The organism is Nocardia sp. NPDC059240 (assembly GCF_042753865.1).
Taxonomy (GTDB): domain Bacteria; phylum Actinomycetota; class Actinomycetes; order Mycobacteriales; family Mycobacteriaceae; genus Nocardia.
On the sequence record NZ_JBHZAC010000007.1, the window covers coordinates 457894 to 476095 of the forward strand.

15 protein-coding genes are annotated in these 18202 nt (G+C 65.2%); 11 read left to right on the top strand and 4 right to left on the bottom strand.

From position 1 onward, the window contains the following. Positions 1 to 10 precede the first annotated feature (10 nt). Entirely contained in the window at positions 11 to 1795 is a 1785-nt protein-coding gene (locus ACFXHA_RS27255) for a nitrite/sulfite reductase (protein WP_379361531.1), read from the bottom strand. A gap of 120 nt (positions 1796 to 1915) precedes the next feature. Further along, the gene (locus ACFXHA_RS27260; protein ID WP_354835468.1) at positions 1916 to 2008 is read right to left on the bottom strand and encodes an Ms4527A family Cys-rich leader peptide; all 93 of its coding nucleotides are present in this window, start codon (positions 2006 to 2008) and stop codon (positions 1916 to 1918) included. A gap of 317 nt (positions 2009 to 2325) precedes the next feature. Here ACFXHA_RS27260 and ACFXHA_RS27265 point away from each other — a divergent pair, with 317 nt between their 5' ends. From ACFXHA_RS27265 to ACFXHA_RS27310, 10 genes are read left to right on the top strand one after another with little or no spacing between them, the layout of a single operon-like run. Beyond that, positions 2326 to 2649 carry a hypothetical protein gene (locus ACFXHA_RS27265; RefSeq protein ID WP_379361533.1) on the top strand — a complete coding sequence of 108 codons (324 nt, stop codon included), beginning with the start codon at positions 2326 to 2328 and terminating at the stop codon, positions 2647 to 2649. After that, positions 2646 to 3002, top strand: coding sequence for a hypothetical protein (locus tag ACFXHA_RS27270; RefSeq protein ID WP_379361535.1), 357 nt, complete (start codon positions 2646 to 2648; stop codon positions 3000 to 3002). Before ACFXHA_RS27265 ends, ACFXHA_RS27270 begins: the two co-directional genes overlap by 4 nt. A gap of 5 nt (positions 3003 to 3007) precedes the next feature. Next, entirely contained in the window at positions 3008 to 5044 is a 2037-nt protein-coding gene (locus ACFXHA_RS27275; RefSeq protein ID WP_379361537.1) for a hypothetical protein, read from the top strand. After that, positions 5022 to 5486 (top strand): YbaB/EbfC family nucleoid-associated protein, encoded by a 465-nt coding sequence (locus tag ACFXHA_RS27280; protein WP_379361539.1) that lies wholly within the window; start codon positions 5022 to 5024, stop codon positions 5484 to 5486. The genes ACFXHA_RS27275 and ACFXHA_RS27280 overlap by 23 nt, the downstream gene beginning before the upstream one ends. After that, positions 5483 to 5818: a WXG100 family type VII secretion target gene (locus tag ACFXHA_RS27285; RefSeq protein WP_379361541.1), complete on the top strand. Its 336-nt coding sequence runs from the start codon at positions 5483 to 5485 to the stop codon at positions 5816 to 5818. Before ACFXHA_RS27280 ends, ACFXHA_RS27285 begins: the two co-directional genes overlap by 4 nt. Positions 5819 to 5831: 13 nt before the next feature. Next, a complete protein-coding gene (locus tag ACFXHA_RS27290; RefSeq protein ID WP_379361543.1) occupies positions 5832 to 12155 on the top strand; it encodes a toxin glutamine deamidase domain-containing protein in 6324 nt (2107 codons plus the stop codon). Beyond that, complete coding sequence (locus ACFXHA_RS27295; RefSeq protein ID WP_379361545.1) at positions 12148 to 12618, top strand: hypothetical protein; 471 nt, start codon at positions 12148 to 12150, stop codon at positions 12616 to 12618. Before ACFXHA_RS27290 ends, ACFXHA_RS27295 begins: the two co-directional genes overlap by 8 nt. Positions 12619 to 12635: 17 nt before the next feature. Further along, a complete protein-coding gene (locus ACFXHA_RS27300; RefSeq protein WP_379361547.1) occupies positions 12636 to 13217 on the top strand; it encodes a pentapeptide repeat-containing protein in 582 nt (193 codons plus the stop codon). A 5-nt stretch (positions 13218 to 13222) separates the two neighbouring features. Then, positions 13223 to 13867 carry a hypothetical protein gene (locus tag ACFXHA_RS27305; protein WP_379361549.1) on the top strand — a complete coding sequence of 215 codons (645 nt, stop codon included), beginning with the start codon at positions 13223 to 13225 and terminating at the stop codon, positions 13865 to 13867. Then, on the top strand, positions 13857 to 14252 hold the full coding sequence (locus tag ACFXHA_RS27310; RefSeq protein ID WP_379361551.1) for a toxin-antitoxin system YwqK family antitoxin: 396 nt from the start codon (positions 13857 to 13859) through the stop codon (positions 14250 to 14252). The genes ACFXHA_RS27305 and ACFXHA_RS27310 overlap by 11 nt, the downstream gene beginning before the upstream one ends. A gap of 32 nt (positions 14253 to 14284) precedes the next feature. On the opposite strand, the gene ACFXHA_RS27315 is transcribed toward ACFXHA_RS27310, so the two are convergent. Continuing rightward, on the bottom strand, positions 14285 to 15127 hold the full coding sequence (locus ACFXHA_RS27315) for an immunity 49 family protein (protein ID WP_379361553.1): 843 nt from the start codon (positions 15125 to 15127) through the stop codon (positions 14285 to 14287). A gap of 253 nt (positions 15128 to 15380) precedes the next feature. Beyond that, complete coding sequence (locus ACFXHA_RS27320) at positions 15381 to 16511, bottom strand: immunity 49 family protein (RefSeq protein ID WP_379361555.1); 1131 nt, start codon at positions 16509 to 16511, stop codon at positions 15381 to 15383. Between the two features lie 92 nt (positions 16512 to 16603). Here ACFXHA_RS27320 and hemW point away from each other — a divergent pair, with 92 nt between their 5' ends. Further along, complete coding sequence (gene hemW / locus ACFXHA_RS27325) at positions 16604 to 17845, top strand: radical SAM family heme chaperone HemW (RefSeq protein ID WP_379361557.1); 1242 nt, start codon at positions 16604 to 16606, stop codon at positions 17843 to 17845. The last annotated feature ends 357 nt before the right edge of the window (positions 17846 to 18202 follow it).

An 18202-nucleotide genomic window follows, 5' to 3' on the forward strand; every position in this document is an offset into this window, starting at 1 on the left:
TCTCTCCCAACTACCGCAGGTCTGCTTCATCGGATCGGACGGCCCACTGCGCGAAACGCTCACCCTCATCACGGTTCTTGACGAAGTTGCGCACCACGCGCTCGATGTAGTCGCCCAGCTCTTCGCTGGTCACCTTGTGCTGCCGCAGCTTTCGGCCGAAGCCGGAGTCGAGGCCAAGGGAGCCGCCCAGGTGAACCTGGAAACCCTCCACTTGATTCCCGTCGCCGTCGTCCACGAGCTGACCCTTGAAGCCGATGTCGGCGATCTGGGACCGGCCGCAGGAGTTGGGGCAGCCGTTGATGTTCACCGTGATCGGCACATCCAGGTCGGCGTTGATGTCCGCGAGCCGCTGTTCCAGCTCGGGGGCCAGCACCTGGGAGCGCTTGCGGGTCTCGGTGAAGGACAGCTTGCAGAACTCGATACCACTGCACGCCAGCAGATTCCGACGCCAGTGCGAGGGGCGTCCGTGCAGGCCCAGCGGCTGCATCTGCTCGATCAGCCACTCGACCTTGTCGTCGGGCACGTCGAGCACGATCAGCTTCTGGTACGGCGTGAACCGAATGCGGTCGGAGCCAACGGCTTCCACCAGATCCGCGACCTGGGTCAGGATGGTGCCCGAGACGCGACCGGCGATGGGGGAGAAGCCGATGGCATTGAGCCCGTTCTTCAGCTTCTGCACGCCGATGTGGTCGATCGGGCGCTCCGGCTTGGCCGGGGCCGGGCCGTCGATCAGCTTGCGCTTCAGGTACTCGGTCTCGAGCACCTCGCGGAACTTCTCGACGCCCCAGTCCTTGACCAGGAACTTGATGCGCGCCTTGGTCCGCAGGCGGCGGTAGCCGTAGTCGCGGTAGAGCGAGACGATGGCTTCCCACACGTCCGGCACCTCGTCGAGCGGCACGAACGCGCCGAGGCGCTGCGCCAGCATCGGGTTGGTGGACAGGCCGCCGCCGACCCAGACGTCAAGGCCCGGACCGTGTTCGGGATGCACGACGCCGATGAAGGCGACGTCGTTGATCTCGTGTACCACGTCCTGCTGACCGGAGATGGCGGTCTTGAACTTGCGCGGCAGGTTGGAGTATTCCTTCTTGCCGATGTAGCGCTTGACGATCTCGTTGATGGCCGGGGTCGGGTCCAGCACCTCACCGAACGACTCACCCGCGAGCGGGGAGCCGAGCACCACGCGCGGGCAGTCGCCGCACGCCTCGGTGGTGTGCAGGCCGACCGACTCGAGCCGCCGCCAGATCTCCGGCACGTTCTCGATCTCGATCCAGTGGTACTGGACGTTCTCACGGTCGGACAGATCCGCGGTGTCGCGGCCGAACTCGGTGGAGATGCCGCCGAGGGTCCGCAGCTGGTTCACGTTCAGCGCGCCGGCGTCGCACCGCACCCGCATCATGAAGTAGCGGGCCTCGAGGATGTCGATGTTCTCGTCGCCGGTGAAGGTGCCGTCGTACCCCTGCTCGCGCTGGGTGTAGAGACCCCACCAGCGCATGCGGCCGCGCAGATCGCTCTTGTCGATGGAGTCGAAACCCTGCTTCGAGTAGATGTTCTCGATGCGCGCGCGCACGTTGAGCGGGTTGTCGTCCTTCTTGGACTGCTCGTTGGCATTGAGCGGCTCGCGGTAGCCGAGCGCCCACTGCCCTTCCGACTTGCGCTTGACCGGACGGGCCGTGCGCTCGCGCGGCGCGACGGGCGCGTCGGATCGGGGACGATCCGCGCGCACACGACGTTCCGAAGCGGGCTTTTCGGGCCGGTGAGCGGAATCGGAACTGGTGGCGTCGGTGCTCGACGTCATGGGGGTCGCTCCTGAAGGGTCTTGCGGGCAGGCGGGAGGGGCTGACTCACGCCTCCGATATCAGAGAACCGGCTCTTACAGCGTCAGATTGGCGCTGGATTCCGGGAAGGGGGAGCCGATCTACCGGAGGCTTCCCGGCAGACAGCTCGCGCTGCAGACACGCTTGAAGTCGACATGGCGACGCGCCACGAGTCGTACTCCAAGTCCAGTCATGTGGCTTATTGTGCCACGTCAGACGGGTCGTTCCGACTGTCGGATCGAATTTTCCTCAGTTTTCCGGGAAATCGCCTGGATATATCGTTCCATTTGTGACAGGGGTCATAGATCAATCACGTTCTGATCATTGGTCGGTTGATCAAGTGTGTGATCTCGGTCGCGGTTCCTGAAGCTCGGATGCGAGCAACCGGTTGGCATGTATTCGTCGGCTGGCTATCACCACTGTTCAAGGGGTGCGAAGTTTCACCGCGGGGGTCACCGTATTCGATCATCTGCAATGATCGTGCAAACACGGAGAACCAGCGGGAGGGGCTGTGGACTGGAATGCCCGTATCGAGGCCGTCCGGCAAGCGAATCTGGCGGCCGTCGATCGGTTCGATCAGCGCATAGGCGAGATCGACGCGGCCGCCAGGGCGGCCATGCGGCAGCTCGGGGAGCGGTCACGCGTCGCAGCCGAGTCGGTAAAGATCACCGCCGAGTCGGTGCGAGCTGAATCGGTAGCCGAACAGGTATCGCGGGACGAGCAGGTCCGGCTGCGCCGACAGGACGCCGCATTGCGTACCGGGACCGGGCGTCGCGACGCCTTCGTGCTGCCCACCGATTGGACCGCCGCCGACGAGGCGAGGTGGCGCGGATGACCGACTGGCTGGATATGAGCCCGGAAGGTGTTCGCCAGCAGGCGGATTCGTTCCAATCGGCCGCGACGGCGCTGGGTGCGGCGGCCGGTTCCTGGAACGACATGTTCGCTGTCGGGACCTATAACGGTCCGGGCGATCTGGGGGACCACTACGCCGAGGAAGCGCACGCGATCGCGGCTGGATTCGGCCATCTCACCGAGGTCGTGCGGAAGTGGGCCTCGGCGTGCGAGGCGTTCGAGAAGGCACTGCAACACAGCGCCGGCACGGTGCAATCCACCGACGAGCAGTTCTCGGGCGATATCGCGGCCATCGGGTTCGACGGCACCGGCGGCCTGACCATCGACGGGAAGTGATCGGTGTGACGGACAGTACGCCGATCGGATTGGGTACGGGTAATGACGCGGCCTGGGTCACCGTGCACGGCAACGGCGATCAGGCGACGGCCGTCTGGGCGGGGTACGGCGCGCACGGTCCCGACGACGTGGCCGTCGACACGGCCGTCAGGTCGGACAACGGCGGTGTGTACGACCCGAACCGGGACGTGGACGAGATCCTCGACGCCGCCAAGGGCGGACTCGAATGGTTCGAACTGGTCCGGGCTCGCTACGAGCAGGCCGGCGGCGCGGCCGACCTGCCCGCACTGAAACAGGGCGGCATGAAAGAGCTCTACTACCAGCAGCGCGGCATGCGAATGAACCGCCTTTTCGGTGCCGGGCAACGCGTTCAGGACATGCTGCCCAGAATCGACGGGGCGCGCGGTGACCACCAGCAGGCGACGCAACGCCTCGCCGACCATTGGCAGGGGAACTCCGGAGAAACCGCGCGTGCCAAGCTGTCCGGGCTAGGTGGCTGGGCGGACGATGCCTACGACACCGTGCAGGTCGTGCCCGGCGTGCTGTCCGCGGTCGTGGACGAGGTCAAGAGTTGCGTCCAACGCAAGGCCGCCGCCTTCGCCAAGCTCGACAATGTCCGGCGGATCAACGGCGTCAGCATGGGCAATGGCGACGGTCGCAGGCACACCGCCGACCAGGATGACGTCGCCGCGGGCAATGACGATGTCTCCCTGATCATCCAGTACGCCAAGCGAATCGGTATCGGCGACAATGCACGTCGGAAGATTCAGGAGATCGCCGACAGTGGGGCGTTCGGGCCCGGAGCGCGTCTGCCGCACTACAACCCGGACTACGGCGATGGCGCGATCAATGCCGACTCGACGATCGCGGGCATGACCAAGTTCGACGATGCCGCCCAGAATCTGTGCAAGGTCTGGACCCAGCATTTCAAGGAGAGTGCCGAAGGCTACTTCCGTGCGTACTCGACGCTATGCGCGGAGACCGACACCGCCATCAAGGGGTATCTCGGCGTGGCCACCGACGCGCTCGGCAAGGTCGGGCAGATCGATGCTCCGCCGATGCCGAAAGACACCGGTGCGCAAGGTGGTTGGGCGCCGTCCGGCGGCATGTCGGGTGGCGGCGGGCTGGGCGGCGGTGGGGGAGCGGCGCTGCCGACGAGCCCGGCCGCCGCGCTGCCGGACGCCACCGTTCCGGCTTCCGCCGTGCCGGTTGCGCCCACGCTGCCCGCGTCGACCGCGGGGCCGGACCTGCTCTCCACGCTGAACTCCGTCGCCGGTGGCGCGGGACAGTTCCTCCAGCAGGGCTTCTCGCAGCTCACCTCGACGCTGGAAGGTCTCACCAAGACCGCCGCCGCGGGCACGAATCCTGGCGCTTCAGGCGAAACACCTTCCGTTCCAGGGACTTCCACCGTTCCGGGGCCTGCCGTGCCGGTTGCCCCTGGCGCGCCGCTCCCCGGCCAACTCTTCGGCGTCAACCTTCCCGGTGGCCGACTCGTCCTGACCCGCTCGGGCGACGAGGCGCTGACCGCCGCTCTCACCACCCCGGATGGCAAGACCCAGCGCTATACCCTCGCCATCAAGGATGGAAAGCCGGTTCTGACAGCGGAATCCGACCCGTCCACCACGGCGGCGGCCTCGGAATCCAAGTCCGGCAGCGATACCGACCCGCAGAGCGCTGCCGCCCACCCGGCACCTGTCGACGCCCACCACGCGGCGGCCGCGGACAACACCGTCTACCAACAGCCTTCGTCCGGCCTACCGATGGGCATGGGCGCGGCAGGTGCTGCGGCCAAGCCCGCCGAGAGTGAATCCGCGCGAGGCAGCATCGCGCCCCCGCGTCCGCTCTGGACCGACGAACCCGGCCTCCGGCCTCGGGCCGTCCCGCCCCGCGCGGTGGCGCGTGCGGAACCCTCCGCACCCGGTCCCGTCGGCGAAACCGGCCCGGCGGCAATGCCTCCGGCGGTCACCACGGTCCGTCCGGACGGCGTGAAGATCGAAATCGAGATGGGTGGTGAACAGCATGGAGCAGTGGGAACGCGATGAAATCCGTTCCGCCAATGCCTCCTTGAAGTCGGCCCTGGAGTCCGCACAGGCCGATTTCGACCGCGAGATGGCGGAGATCGGCGACATTCACGCCAAGCTGGCCGCATTGAAGGTGCACGCGACCACCCCGAGCGGGCTCGCGCGGATCACCGTCAACGCATCCGGGATGGTCACCGAGATCAGCATCGCCGACGACGCCTTCGGGCGGTGCACGCCGAAACAGTTGACGGCCGAATTGAATACGACGATCCGCGGCGGCGTAGAAGCGGCATCGCAGGCCCGCGCACAGGTCATGCAGCCCGTTCAGGCAATCGTCGACGGCATGGCGGACCTGAGCGAGATCATCCCGGGCGCACCGAATCTGAGGGAATTGCGCGAGCAATTCGCACCCTCGACCTTGCCGCCGGTCGCGGATGGGCCCGCCGGAAAGGCCGAGCGATGACCGACCTGTGGTCCGATCCCGATCGCCTGCACGCCGTCGCACCTCGATTCGAGCAGCTCGGCGACGAGGTCAACACCGCCTTGCAGACCCTGAAAAGTGGTATCGGCTCCGAGGGACACTGTTGGGGCGGTGACGCGCCCGGCAAATCCTTCGAGGCCAAGTACCCCCAGAGCGATGCGGATGGCGGTGTGGGCCAGGCGCTTTCGCGGTTGGCTCAGCTCATGACCCTGATGAAGGGCACCGGCGACCGCGTCAGCACCGTCGCGACCGGTCTGCGCACCCAGGACAAGGCCAACGCAGAGCCTCTGATCGACAAGCGGAACGAGGTCTGACGGGGGTGACTGCATGACATTGACGCGGCCCCCGGTTCCAGGCTTCCTGCTGGACTTCCTCGCCGGCCATTGGCCCGAGGGCGACGAGGATGCCATGCGCCGCCTCGCCGATCACTGGTCCACCATGTCCGATTCGCTGCAGGGTCTACAACAGCCCGCCGAGTCGACGATGAACGATGCCCTCGCCGCCATCGACGGCCGCATCCACGCCGCCATGACCACCTACTGGCAGGAGATCGGCGGCGGCGACGCCAGCGAGCTCGCGAAACTCGTCACCATCTGTGACAGCTTCGCCAAACAACTCGAACACGGTGCTACCGACATCGAATTCGCGAAGCTGACCATCTGGACGTCACTGGCGGCGATGGTCGCCATGGCGTTCATTCCCGGTGTCGGCGAAGCCGTCGACCTTGCCGCGGCGGCCGCGGTGAAGCTGCTGATCCGCAAGACGATCCTCGAACTGATCGACCGGCTCGCGCTGAAGGGCGCGACCTTCCTGGCCGAACGCGTCGGCCTGGAAGTAGCGGCCAAACTCGGCACCGAGGCCGCCTCGACCCTCACCCTCAGCGTCGCGAAGAACGCGGTCATCGGCGCGGGTTTCGGCAGCACCGTCGACCTGACCGCCCAGCGCGTCCAGGTCGCCATGGGCAACCGCGAGCAGATCGATTGGGGCCAGGTCGGCACCTCCGCCGGCGCCGGAGCCCTGGCAGGCGGCGTCGCGGGCCCGATCGCCGAACACGTCGTCGCACCCGCCGTCGGCAAGAAACTCGACGACTTCACCACCTCCGTATCGGACAAAGTCGGAGCCGCCCTCGGCGACAAGGCCGCCGGCGTCACCACCGCCGCAGTCACCCTCACCGGCCAAGGCATCACCCAAATCCCCGCCAACCTCATCGGCAACGCCGCCGCCTCCACCACCCTCGCCGCCGCCACCGGCCAACCCATCGAATTCACCCACATCGCCGACGGCGCAGGCGGCGGCTTCCTCGCCAAACCCCACGGCGGCGGCACCCCCGGAGCCGACATCGCCCCTGTCGGCGAAGTACACCCCGCCCCAACACCATCCGCGCTTCCCGCCCACAACCCGCCCGAACCTGCGGTGCCGAGCCCCGGTGCCCACCAAGCCGACCCGTCCACCCTCGCCGCATCCGCCTCGACAGCCGCTCCACCCAACTCCGGCACTTCCCTCACCCCCCAACCGCATTCGGGTACGGATCCACATCTCACCCCCGACACCCGAATGCCCGCACCGGATTCGTCCCCGAACGCAACCCCGACCCCCGGCTCCTCGGCCGGTCCCGCCGCGACTGTCGGCCCCGCCGGTCCCGCCGGCTCTCCCGGCTCCGCCGCCCCTGTCGGACCCGTCTCCGCCTCAACACCAGCCACTCCTCACTCGGCCGCCGGAACACCCCATCCCACAACAACTTCCGCCCCCGACCGCTCACCAATCCCAACATCAGCCGACCGCTCACCCGCCGCACAGCCGCCGGACCGCGCCCCTGCCGCGCAACCGGTCGAACGCGCCCCCGCCGCACAGCCGCCGGACCGCACCCCCGCCCCGCAACCGGGCGACCGTGCGCCTGCGGGTTCGTCGAGCGACCGTGCTTCTGCCGGACCGTCGAGCGACCGTTCGGCTGCTGTGCAGTCGGGTGATCGCGCACCCGCCGCGCAATCGGGTGACCGCGGGCCTGCGGTGCAAACGGGCCGAGAGCTTGGTGAACGTGGCATGCCCGCACCGGGACATGCCATTTCGCCGACCGATCGTGCTGTGCCTACAGCTGCTCTCGGTGAGCGCACGCCGATGTCACAGTCAGGCGACCACGCATCGGCAGTACCGTCGGGGGACCGCGCGTCTAACCTCCCGGCCGGTGCGCCCCACTCCAGCGGGAATCCACCGCACCCAGGCGCGAGCCCAGCCCATCCCGGGCCGAGTCCAGCCCGTGGTGAAGGGCTGTCGTTGCCCGAACCAGGGCACGCCGCCGACCGCTACTGGCCGCAGCTCCCGGTCGCCGACAAGCCCTACTTCGCCAACCCCGACTACCACGATCCGACAGTCGCCCACGAGTACGCCCAGCACCACCCCGCGACCGCCGAGGCCCGAGACATCCGCGCCCGCAACGCCGCAACCCACCCCGAACTCGCCCGCCTCTCCGACCCGGAACTCGACCTCATCCGCCGCAACCAGTTCATGACTCTGAACGAGCCACTGAATCGTGCTGCCCGAGACGGCGAAACCGCGTTGCTGGCCCAGCACGACCTGGAAATGCGTGCACTGGTCAACGCCTACAACAAGCTCCCGGACCACGAGGGAGTGGTCTTCCGCTCTCTGCGTATCGATGACCCTACGGAATTGGCTCGATTTCTCGACTACTACGACCCGAAACGCCCAGGCCCGCTCACTGTCGACCCAGGCTTCGCGTCATCGGACAAAATCTCGTCGATGGCCGGCGGAAATGTCGAACTGGTGATCAAATCCCGGTCCGGCAAAGACATCTCGTGGGCCAGCCTCAACCAGGACGAGGTCGTATTCCCGCCCGGCACCCAGTTTTTCGTGAAGAGCCGGTCGTTCGAGCCGGGACCGAATCCGTACATGGACAAGTACGTCATCAACCTGATCGATCTCGGAAGGGGCCACGATGCCTATCAGTCCGGAGGAAATGCGTCGGATCGCTTTGGAGAAGCTCGGCCCGACTTTGAAGCAGTCCAACAACAGCCCCGAGTATCAGAAGGATCTCGAGGAGATGGAAGCCCGCAGAGCGGAACTGAACGCCCAGGGCCGCCCCGAACCGACCGAGGAACAGAAGAAGATCTGGCAAGCCTGGGGCGAGGCGGAACTGCGGAAGATCGCACGGGAGACCGACCAGACCACGGAGTAACCCCGCTCTCGCCTCCCGACCCGGTCGCGCCGCACCCAACCCCCGACCGCACCACACCACCCGTGGTATCCGACCATGCGGTGCTGAACCCGCTGCCTGATCATGTAGTGCTGAATCCGCTGCCGGACCATGCCGTGTTAAACCCGCTGCCGGACCATCTCGTCCCGCCGCCAACGCCCGATCATGTTCTGCCGCAGCCACTCCCGCCGCACCAACCCGAACCCACGACACCCACCCCGCAACCTGCCCCACCCATCGACCCGTCGCCGCACCCCCACAACGATGCCCCGGGCCCCGACCAACCCGTCCCGCCTCACACTCCCGATGCGTCCCCCAACCAGCCCGACGCACCATGGCTGCGCTACCGCGCCCCCGAATCAACTCCCCCTCAACCACTGCACCCGCCCGAGCCGCACCCGGAACCCCTGCCGCCCCAACACAACTCGGCCGACCAGCCGCGCCCGGAGCCAGCTCCTCCCCACCGCACCCCCGCCGACGAGCCGCGCCCAACCCCCGAACATGCTCCCCAACAGCATGATCCACAACGGTCCCACCCCCTGGAATCCCTCCTCCCTTCCCTCCCACGCGAGTCCCTCAACCAGGCCGCCAACGCCCGCACCTGGCGCGAATGGTCCCGCACCCAGCCTCCCGAAACCGGCCACCCCACCCCCGTCCGCCCCGAACTTTCCCCAACCTCCCCACCCACCTTCGACTTCACCCGCCACCCCCTCACCCCCAACTCCCACGCGGCAGTAGTCCGCATCAAGGTCACGGTCACCCACGACGGCACAGTAACCCCCGCCCACCTCGAAAGAGTCTGGGAGCGAGCCCAACTGGCAACCGACCTCACCTTCAACCGAGGCCAAAAACTCCTCTCCGGCGACACCCTCGTAGTAGACCTCGCCCACACCCCCGACCCCACCACCGCCAACCTCAACATCCACATCACCACCCACCCCAACAGCCCCTGGCACCCCGACGCCCCTCTCTCCGCAGCAGCCCGAGAACTCCGGACCCACCTGGGCCTAGACCCCTCCCAGCACATGGCCCCCCTGACCCACCCCGAACTCCGTCTGCTCAGCGATGACATCGCGATTGCGAACACCCCCGCGCGGTTCCGTGGCCTGGACGGAACGCGCACCCTCGGCGGCGGTCGGCTGGCGGGATTGGAGGATCCCACCTATCAACATGTGGTCCGTGACGCTCTCCGCGACGGCAACCGCTTCCTGATTTGTGCGGATCCGCGAACGAATCCGTATGGCACCCTGGTCAACGACCACGGACCCCATAACCCAGGTCGATCCAACAACTGCCTGGACAACGCGCTCGCGGCAATCGCATCGTTCTACGCCGATCCACAGGTTGCGCTTCCACGATGGCTCGACCGGCTGCCCGGCGGCGGGATCGACAACAAATCGGGCGAACTGAATGGACTCGAACGCGCTGCGAATTTCCTCGGCGGAAAGTGGCAGGCGTTCAACGAGTCCAGTCCGACTGTTCCTGGGCAGTTCTCCGACCTGCACGACTACATCAAGGGCCTTGGCGAGGGTTCTTCGGCACTTGTTGTGAACGAGTGGCACGAGCGAGGTGACAACGGGCAGATTCTCTATCAGGCTGACGGATCTCCGAAGATCGATGGCAGTCACGCCACCGTTGTCGTATTCCCGCATGGCGCAAAGGAACCCGTCTGGTGGGATCCGCAGTCCGGCATGATGTCCGACCATCCGCCGCAGGTACTTGTCGATAGGTCGGCGAGTTTGCGCTTCATGTCCGTTTCACCCGTCGAAGGAGGAGTTCATGCCGGAGATCCGCACGCGGGAGCAGGCGGAGCAGTACCTGGCTCAGATCTTTCCCGACCGATCGGAATGGTCGATGCTGGAGTTCCCGTACGGCTGGGTCTGCCGGATGAGGCTCACACCGGAGGAGGAGGCGGCCGGCCAGGGGCTGGGACTGACAGCGCTGGTGGTCGATTCCCAGACCGGGACGGTATTCAATTACCCGAGCTGGGCTCTAGCAACGGTGGCCGAGGAATACACGCGCCACAAGGAGACCGGCTCCCCACTGATGGGCGGCCAGATCTTCCCGCACCGGGAGCGCGTGATCATGCACCGAACCCAGGAGACGGTGGACACGATCGAGTACCGGATCCGAATCGAATCCCTGACCGAACCGCCCACCCCGACAACGGAACACCCGCTCACCATCAACAAACAAACCCTGAGGTACACGCCAACCGACTCGACGTCGGCGAGCGCGGTGTCGTGGGCCGAGTTCCGGAGTCGCCAGGACGGGACCTGGCCGGACCAGACGACGTTCGAGCAGTAGATGTCGCTTCACCCGGAGATAACGTCACCGGCCCTGGCCCTGGCGCTGTCGATCTCGGTCGGTATCTCGATCGCGTTGACGTACGCGAGGCAATCGATCAGGCGAACCGGATCAGTGACGAGAACCCGCGTGGCCTGATCGAAATCGACGGGCAGCGGATGCGGCTCGGTGATGCCATCACGGTGCTCATGGAGCGAAATCCGGACTTCGTGCGAACTCTGATTGCAACCCCGTACCTCGAGTCCGCGCTTCTGAAACGTCCCCAGGCGTTACTCAGCACGCTTCGACAGTCCGAGGCGATGCAGATCGTGACCGAAACCGTGGATGAAATTCGAACCCGTGGTCCCGAGTCTGTAATTGCCGAACACGGCGACTTCTCTCGACCCGTTCCCTTTCCGATCTCGGAAGGCCAGCGGGAGTTGGTTACTGATATCAAGCAGCGGATCTCGGACCTCAGGCTGCCGGTAACCCAGCCCGATTATCGCGAGCCACGGCCTCCCCGGGAACAATCTGAGTCGGCATACCGTGAATACACGACAGCACTCGAGCGGTACCGGCGAGATTATCTTGGCCGGATGAGTGAAAGTTGGGGATCCAATCAGCATCATTTGAATACTCTTGCTGCCCGAATTGCCGGTGAAACAGGCGAGTTGCATTCTAGGACGGTGCCGAAAGATGAGGTCAGGGTCGCGGATAAGGTCAATGGGAAGAAGTATCGAGGCAATCCATCGAGGCTTACCGACCTGGTCGGCGTCTATATTCGGTATGATACGGTCTCTGATTTGTATGCTGGTCTGGAAAAACTGCAGACATACATCGACGCCACGGATGAGAATATTCGAATAGTTGAGCTGAAAGACCGTTTCGAAGAGCCTCAGGGAAGCGGGTACGGAGACGTCCAGATGTTGGTCCAGCTGCCTAGTGGTCATATTTCGGAGTTCCGTATGCATCTCAAATCCATGGACGACGTCGCTGAGTACGAGCACGCGTTGTATGAGATTCGAAGGGTGCTCGAGCCTCTGGCGGAAGAACAAGGTCGGCCGCTTACAATTGATGAGCAGGCGCTGTATGCGCAGCTCGAACACCGTGCGCGTCAGCTGTACACCGAGGCTTTCGGGAGAGGGTCGAATGGATAGCGATACCGAGTTCTGGGAGTATGCCGGTCGGCCCTACCGATTGGAACGCTCGAATCATCCCGACGCGGTCCGCGAAAGAGTCGGCTTCTTCGTCGATCGTCGAACGGGTGAATTCATCGAGGATAACTCGCCGATAAGCGATATCATCTGGCCGGATCCCAGTACGGACGGATTCTGGCGTGAGCACGACTCGTTCCGGCGTGACAAACACTGGTATGTCGATGCTGTCGAACACGAGCGTATGGAGTATCTCCGAGGCGACGGCGCCGTTTTTGCGTTGTATGAAGTAATTGAGGCCACCCGAGACCAAGCCCGTACGCGCGGCCGGATGACCCCGGAGGAACGGGCACTTGTTCTGTCGACGACAAGCAGAACCTTCCAGCTGTGGGAGGAAGAGATTGCCCGCCGAACTGCCGGAGAAGCACCCACCTTCGAAGTGACGTCCACCGTCGGTTATCCATGAACGGTTCCTCTGCGTGGGTGCGGGAGTGGTTGCTCGAGCGGAGGGCGGGCGGACTGGACGCCAGCGGGCTCGATCTCGGCGATTCCGACCTGTCATTGTGCAACTTCTCTGAATCCTGTTTCAGTGGAACAAGATTCGTCAATTCCAAGCTCGTCGGCGCTGAGTTGTATCGATCCGACGCGCAAGGCGCCGACTTTGCCGGAGCGGATCTCAGAAACGCCTCGCTTGTCCGCGTGAACCTCGACGACGCAGTCATGCGAAACGCGATACTCGACGGCGCAAATCTGGTCGGCGCCTCCCTTTATGGTGTTGACGCTACCGGCGCTTCACTTCGAGGGACTGCCCTCATGGGGTCCTCCCTGCTGCATGTGGATTTCCGCGGGGCGGACCTGTCCAATGCCACAGTCGAGGAGAATACGTTCAAGGTGACGGTGGACAATGCCACCGTGTTCGAAGGCCTGCGAGGCACTCTCTTCGGGCCGATCACTCTTGTCGTGGACGATGTCGAGCGCACGCTCGCCGGCTCACAGTTGGAGGACTGGATCAATGCCCGAGGGGGAGCTGTTCGTGTGCTCACCCCGAGAGCTCGCGAAGTTTGAACGTCGTGATCGCCAGTACTCCGGTCGCCCGTTGGGTATGGGGACGTGATCACGAGCAGAACGACATCGTCGAACTGTGCCTCGGTGACGTTCTGCTTGCTCACCAGGCATTGGTTGTACACCGGCTGGGGCTGGGCGCGCCTCTGATCCACGTAAGAATCCACGAGGCGGGCCATCCTCGGAATCTACTCTTGGACAGCGACTTTGCCAGCTTCGGAGGGTGTTCGGCCGTTGAGGTCGCTGAGCGTCTCGCGCGACTGATTCGCGAATTGCGAGGTACGGGCGAGATCGGGTTCGTACGGGCGACGATCGATTGCGTGGGTGAGGTCGGTGGGGGTGGTTCCGAGAGCGTCCAGAAGGATCTGTTTCGGCTGACCACTGCAGCTTTCGAGGATTACGTGACGACAAGTCTGGTGACCAACTTCGATGTCTGGATGCCACACGACCTCCGAGGCCGTCCGCAACCGACCGTCTATGCGGCGAATCAACCCCGTCTGGCTGCGGCGCTGCTGGATATTTCCAAAGTCCTGGCAACAGAGATCGATCCGGGCGAGCTCACGCGCTTCGGCAGGTCGACCGAGTCCGGAGTCGATAATCTCCTCGACCCCGCCGGCACCCCTTCGAATGTGTGGGATCGCTATGACGAATGATGCGACGGAGTTCTGGGATTGTGCCCGGGCGAATGCGACAGAGCTGCAAACGACGCTGGTCGAGGGGGTGACCCTGGTTACCTACGGAGGCGAATCGTTTACCGGCGAGATGGTCGAGACGACTGCGTCCGGTGAGGTTCTCGGTGTGACCGGCTACCGAGATGGTTTGCAGGATGGCGAACAACGGGAGTGGTATCCAGGCGGAACTTTGCGACTCGAGGGTCGGTGCCGGGTCGGCCTCGCTGTTGGGCGGTGGCGTGAATGGCATCCGAATGGGCAACTGGCGAAGGAGCAGACGTTCGATAACCAAGGGAATTACGTGGCGGTGAAGACTTGGGATGAGGATGGGAAGCTCAAGAAGGACAAGACCTTCGGGGGCGAGTAGGCGGTTCTCGATCTATGGGCGCGTGCACGCGGTTACCCCGTGAGGCGGGTTCGGGCGGATTCGAGGAGGGATAGTTCGTTGGCGAGTTCGGGGGAGTTGAGCCAGTCGGGGCGGTCTATGAAGCCGGTGGGGAGGTAGGGGGAGTGGATGGTGGTGCGGTGGCCTAGGTCTCGGGCCCAGCAGGTCAGGGCTAGGAGGGGGAGGGAGATGACGGCTTCGGGGTCGTGGGACCAGGTGTCGGTGTCGAAGAACATGCGGTGGAGGCGGAGGGCTTGGGTGAGTTGCCAGTCGAAGCCTTCGGCGTCGCCGTCGGCCAGGCGGGCGAAGACGTCGATGGCGGGGCGGAGGAGTAGGTCGGTGGTTTGTTGGGTGCCTACTCGGGTGGTGGTGTCGAGGGCGTAGGCGCCCTGGTAGGCGGTTTTGGGGCCGAAGCGCCAGGCACGCTGGAGGAGTCCGGCCCACTCGTAGTGGAATTCGTCGAAGGCGTCGCCGCCGAACTCGCGTAGTCGCTCGATCGGGTACTCGGCCAGTTCGCCGACGGCGTCGAAGTCGCGGGCGATGAGCGCCCACCAGAACGCGGAACGCCAGCCCGCCACCTTGTCGTGCCGGTCGAAGCCGTACTCGATGCCGCTCGCCCGGAATCGGCGAGTGATCGTCTGCTCGGTCGCCCGGGCGAAATACCAGGTCCGCGACCGCAAAGCGGCCGGATCCGAGATCAGCATCCGGGCCAGCAGAGTGCCGTCCATCGACCGGGAGAAGTTCGGCCCGTCCGGCCGCGTCTGCCGGCGGGAGCGCGCCACCACCGGCGATACCGACCCCGCATCCACCTCTCGAATCGATCTGGCGTCGATATCGTGCCGCGGCACCTCGATCATCGGATCCCCATCCGCATCCCGGAGCCTCCACCCGGCTCGCCGAAATCCTCTGGAATGTACCCGGATTCGCGGTCGGACGCGCGCTCAGGATCTCCGGGAGACCCAATCCCAGCCGCTGATCGGGCAACTCTTCTCTCCCCGAAGCGAGGGCAGCCGCAAGATCAATCCCGTACACCCGACCGAGTTGGCGGGACAGAGCGCTCGGCTCTGCTCCATGCCGCTCATCTGGCGGTCCGGTCGCCCGTGCCTCGGTCTACTTGGCTTCGGCCTGATCCAGATCGCTCATCCAATCCGGGGCCTCGATGAAATACGCGGGAATGTACTCGGATTCGACCTCGAGCCGCATGTGCGTGTCGTGCGCCCAGCAGGCCAGGCCGAGGAGCGGAATCGAGACGAACCCCGCCGGATCATTACGCCATTCTGTCGAATCGAAGAAACTCCGATGGAGCTCGAGCGCGTTGGCAAGTTCCCGGTTGAAGCGCGTCGTGTCATTCGACGCGATCGCGTCGAAGACCTCCATCGGCGGTCGGAGTAGATGATCGACGATGCGCTGTGCCCCGAATTCACTCGTGGTGTCGAGTGCCGGCGTACGGTCCGCGACCGAGACCGGACCCTCGAGCCACGCTTTCTGCAGTATGCCCACCCAGTCATGGTTGAACTCGTCGGACAGGCCACCATCGCCCGTCGCACGCAGTCTGCTCATCGGATACCGCGCCAATATGCCCGCCGCATCGTCGTCTCGCGCGATCCGCGCCCAGCAGAAGGCGAACAGCCACTTTCCCTGGTGCGCACCATGATTCTCTCCGGATGGAAGGCGGTAGGTTGTGTCGCCGAACCGCAGTTCGACCGGTTCCGTCGAACCGGAGGCGTGGCGGCTCGTAATCCGGAACAGTCCAGTGGCGAGTTGCGCGGAAAGTTGGGCCGCACGTCGCGTCTCCAGTGTGGCGGCGTCCGGGTCGTCCGCCAAGAGCACACCGAACTGGGTCTCTGCGCGCGAGATCAGTGGTGCAACCTTGTCCGGCATGTTCGCCAACTTCGGCAGCAGTTGAACGAGTATCTGCTGAAACCTGCCCGAGAGATCGTGCAGATCCGACCTACCGATGGTGTGCCGCGATACTCTTTCAGTCACAGGACTTGTCAACCTTTCAGGTTGAACGCGATGCTTGTGTACCCCCGACGTACCTTTGATTCGTAACGCCGTCGGCCTTCCCTCCGCAACGTTGACGCGCACGAGAACATACTCGATGTCGCTGGTATCGGTCAGCGGGAGTTGATCTGCCAGTTCCCTGCTTTGCCGTAGCGGATCTCGATTCGCCGAACGATCAACACGTCCCCGGCTTGTGCCCGGCTGTTTTGCCCAAGTCGGGGAACCGTCCCGGAACACAGCGGTGCCACACCTGCGTGACCTACTTGACTGGGCTTTCTCACCTATCTGAGCAACGACACTGGTCTGGATCATCTACTGCCTGCAGTGTGATGCGGGCAACCGGTCACACTGGTGGGGTGACCTCGACCGTTCCCGATCGCTTGCCCGCCGCCGACGACTCGCTTGTGCCGGTGCTGCGCGATTTCGGGGGTGGGCCGTTCGGGATCTACATTCACGTGCCGTTCTGTGCGACGCGGTGCGGGTATTGCGACTTCAACACCTACACGGCCGGGGAGTTGGGTAGCTCGTCGTCGCCGCAGTCGTGGTTCGAGGCGTTGCGCGGTGAACTTGCTACGGCTGCAAAGGAATTCGATGCGTTGCCGACGGAGACTCCGGCGGTGGAGACGGTCTTCGTCGGGGGTGGGACGCCGTCGCTGCTCGGTGGGGACGGGCTGGCGAATGTCCTTGACGCTATTCGGGAGAACTTCACGCTTGCTCCCGGTGCCGAGGTGACGACCGAATCCAATCCGGAGTCCACCTCACCCGAATTCTTCGATCGCCTGCGCGCGGCCGGGTACACCCGTATCTCGCTCGGCATGCAGTCCGCGGCCCAGCATGTGCTGAAGATCCTGGACCGGACCCACACTCCGGGCCGGGCTGTGGCCGCCGCGCGCGAGGCCCGGGCCGCCGGATTCGAGCACGTCAACCTGGACCTCATCTATGGCACGCCCGGTGAGACCGACGCCGACCTCGATGCCAGCATCGATGCCGTCCTCTCCGCCGGTGTCGACCACGTCTCGGCTTACTCCCTCATCGTCGAGGACGGCACCGCGCTGGCCCGCCGGGTCCGGAGGGGCGAACTCCCCGCCCCCGACGACGATGTGCTCGCCGCCCGCTACGAACGTCTCGACACCCGTCTCGAGGCGGCGGGCCTGCACTGGTACGAGGTCTCCAATTGGGCTGCCTCCGACGCCGCCCGCTGCCGCCACAACCTCGGCTACTGGGACGGCGGCGACTGGCTCGGTGCCGGGCCGGGCGCGCACAGCCATGTCGGCGGCACCCGCTGGTGGAACGTGAAACACCCTGCGCGCTATGCGGATCGAGTGATCGCGGGCGGTCTCCCTGCCGCCGGCTGGGAATCCCTCACCGACGAAGAGCGCTACACCGAACGCGTCATGCTCACCGTGCGCTTGCGCACCGGCCTCCCGATGGCGGACCTCGACGCCGACGGCCGCCGCGCCGCCGACCGCATCATCGACGACGGCCTCGCCGTTCTAACCGGCGACCACCTCATCCTCACCGACCGCGGCCGCCTCCTGGCCGACGCCGTCGTCCGCACCCTCCTGACCTGATCCCGCGACCGGCCGACCCACACGGTCCTTCCGGCAGTCTGCATTGCCGTCCCGTCATGCTTGGCCGGGGCCGTCCCGACATGGCGGCCGGGCCGTCCCGACATGGTTGGCCGGGATCTCGCCGTAGCGGCGGCCGGATTCCGGCCAGAAGCGCGCGGGAATGACGGTAGAAACCGCGCGAAATGCCGCAGAACGGCCGCGCGGAGGGTTGAGCATCGCGAAGGAAATGGCGGAAGAAGTCGTGATCAGACCCGCGTCCGGACGCTTAGACTGGCAAGCGACCTGCTCGTACAGCCGTTTCGTCCTACGCGGCCGGAGATCTCGAGGCCGTGGCCCGCGCACCTGGTGCGCACCGAA

Coding starts and splice junctions, on each gene's coding strand:
- ACFXHA_RS27255 (WP_379361531.1), bottom strand. CDS start 1,795: ATGACGTCGAGCACCGACGCCACCAGTTCCGATTCCGCTCACCGGCCC.
- ACFXHA_RS27260 (WP_354835468.1), bottom strand. CDS start 2,008: ATGACTGGACTTGGAGTACGACTCGTGGCGCGTCGCCATGTCGACTTC.
- ACFXHA_RS27270 (WP_379361535.1), top strand. CDS start 2,646: ATGACCGACTGGCTGGATATGAGCCCGGAAGGTGTTCGCCAGCAGGCG.
- ACFXHA_RS27280 (WP_379361539.1), top strand. CDS start 5,022: ATGGAGCAGTGGGAACGCGATGAAATCCGTTCCGCCAATGCCTCCTTG.
- ACFXHA_RS27285 (WP_379361541.1), top strand. CDS start 5,483: ATGACCGACCTGTGGTCCGATCCCGATCGCCTGCACGCCGTCGCACCT.
- ACFXHA_RS27290 (WP_379361543.1), top strand. CDS start 5,832: ATGACATTGACGCGGCCCCCGGTTCCAGGCTTCCTGCTGGACTTCCTC.
- ACFXHA_RS27295 (WP_379361545.1), top strand. CDS start 12,148: ATGGATAGCGATACCGAGTTCTGGGAGTATGCCGGTCGGCCCTACCGA.
- ACFXHA_RS27310 (WP_379361551.1), top strand. CDS start 13,857: ATGACGAATGATGCGACGGAGTTCTGGGATTGTGCCCGGGCGAATGCG.
- ACFXHA_RS27315 (WP_379361553.1), bottom strand. CDS start 15,127: ATGATCGAGGTGCCGCGGCACGATATCGACGCCAGATCGATTCGAGAG.
- hemW (WP_379361557.1), top strand. CDS start 16,604: ATGCGGGCAACCGGTCACACTGGTGGGGTGACCTCGACCGTTCCCGAT.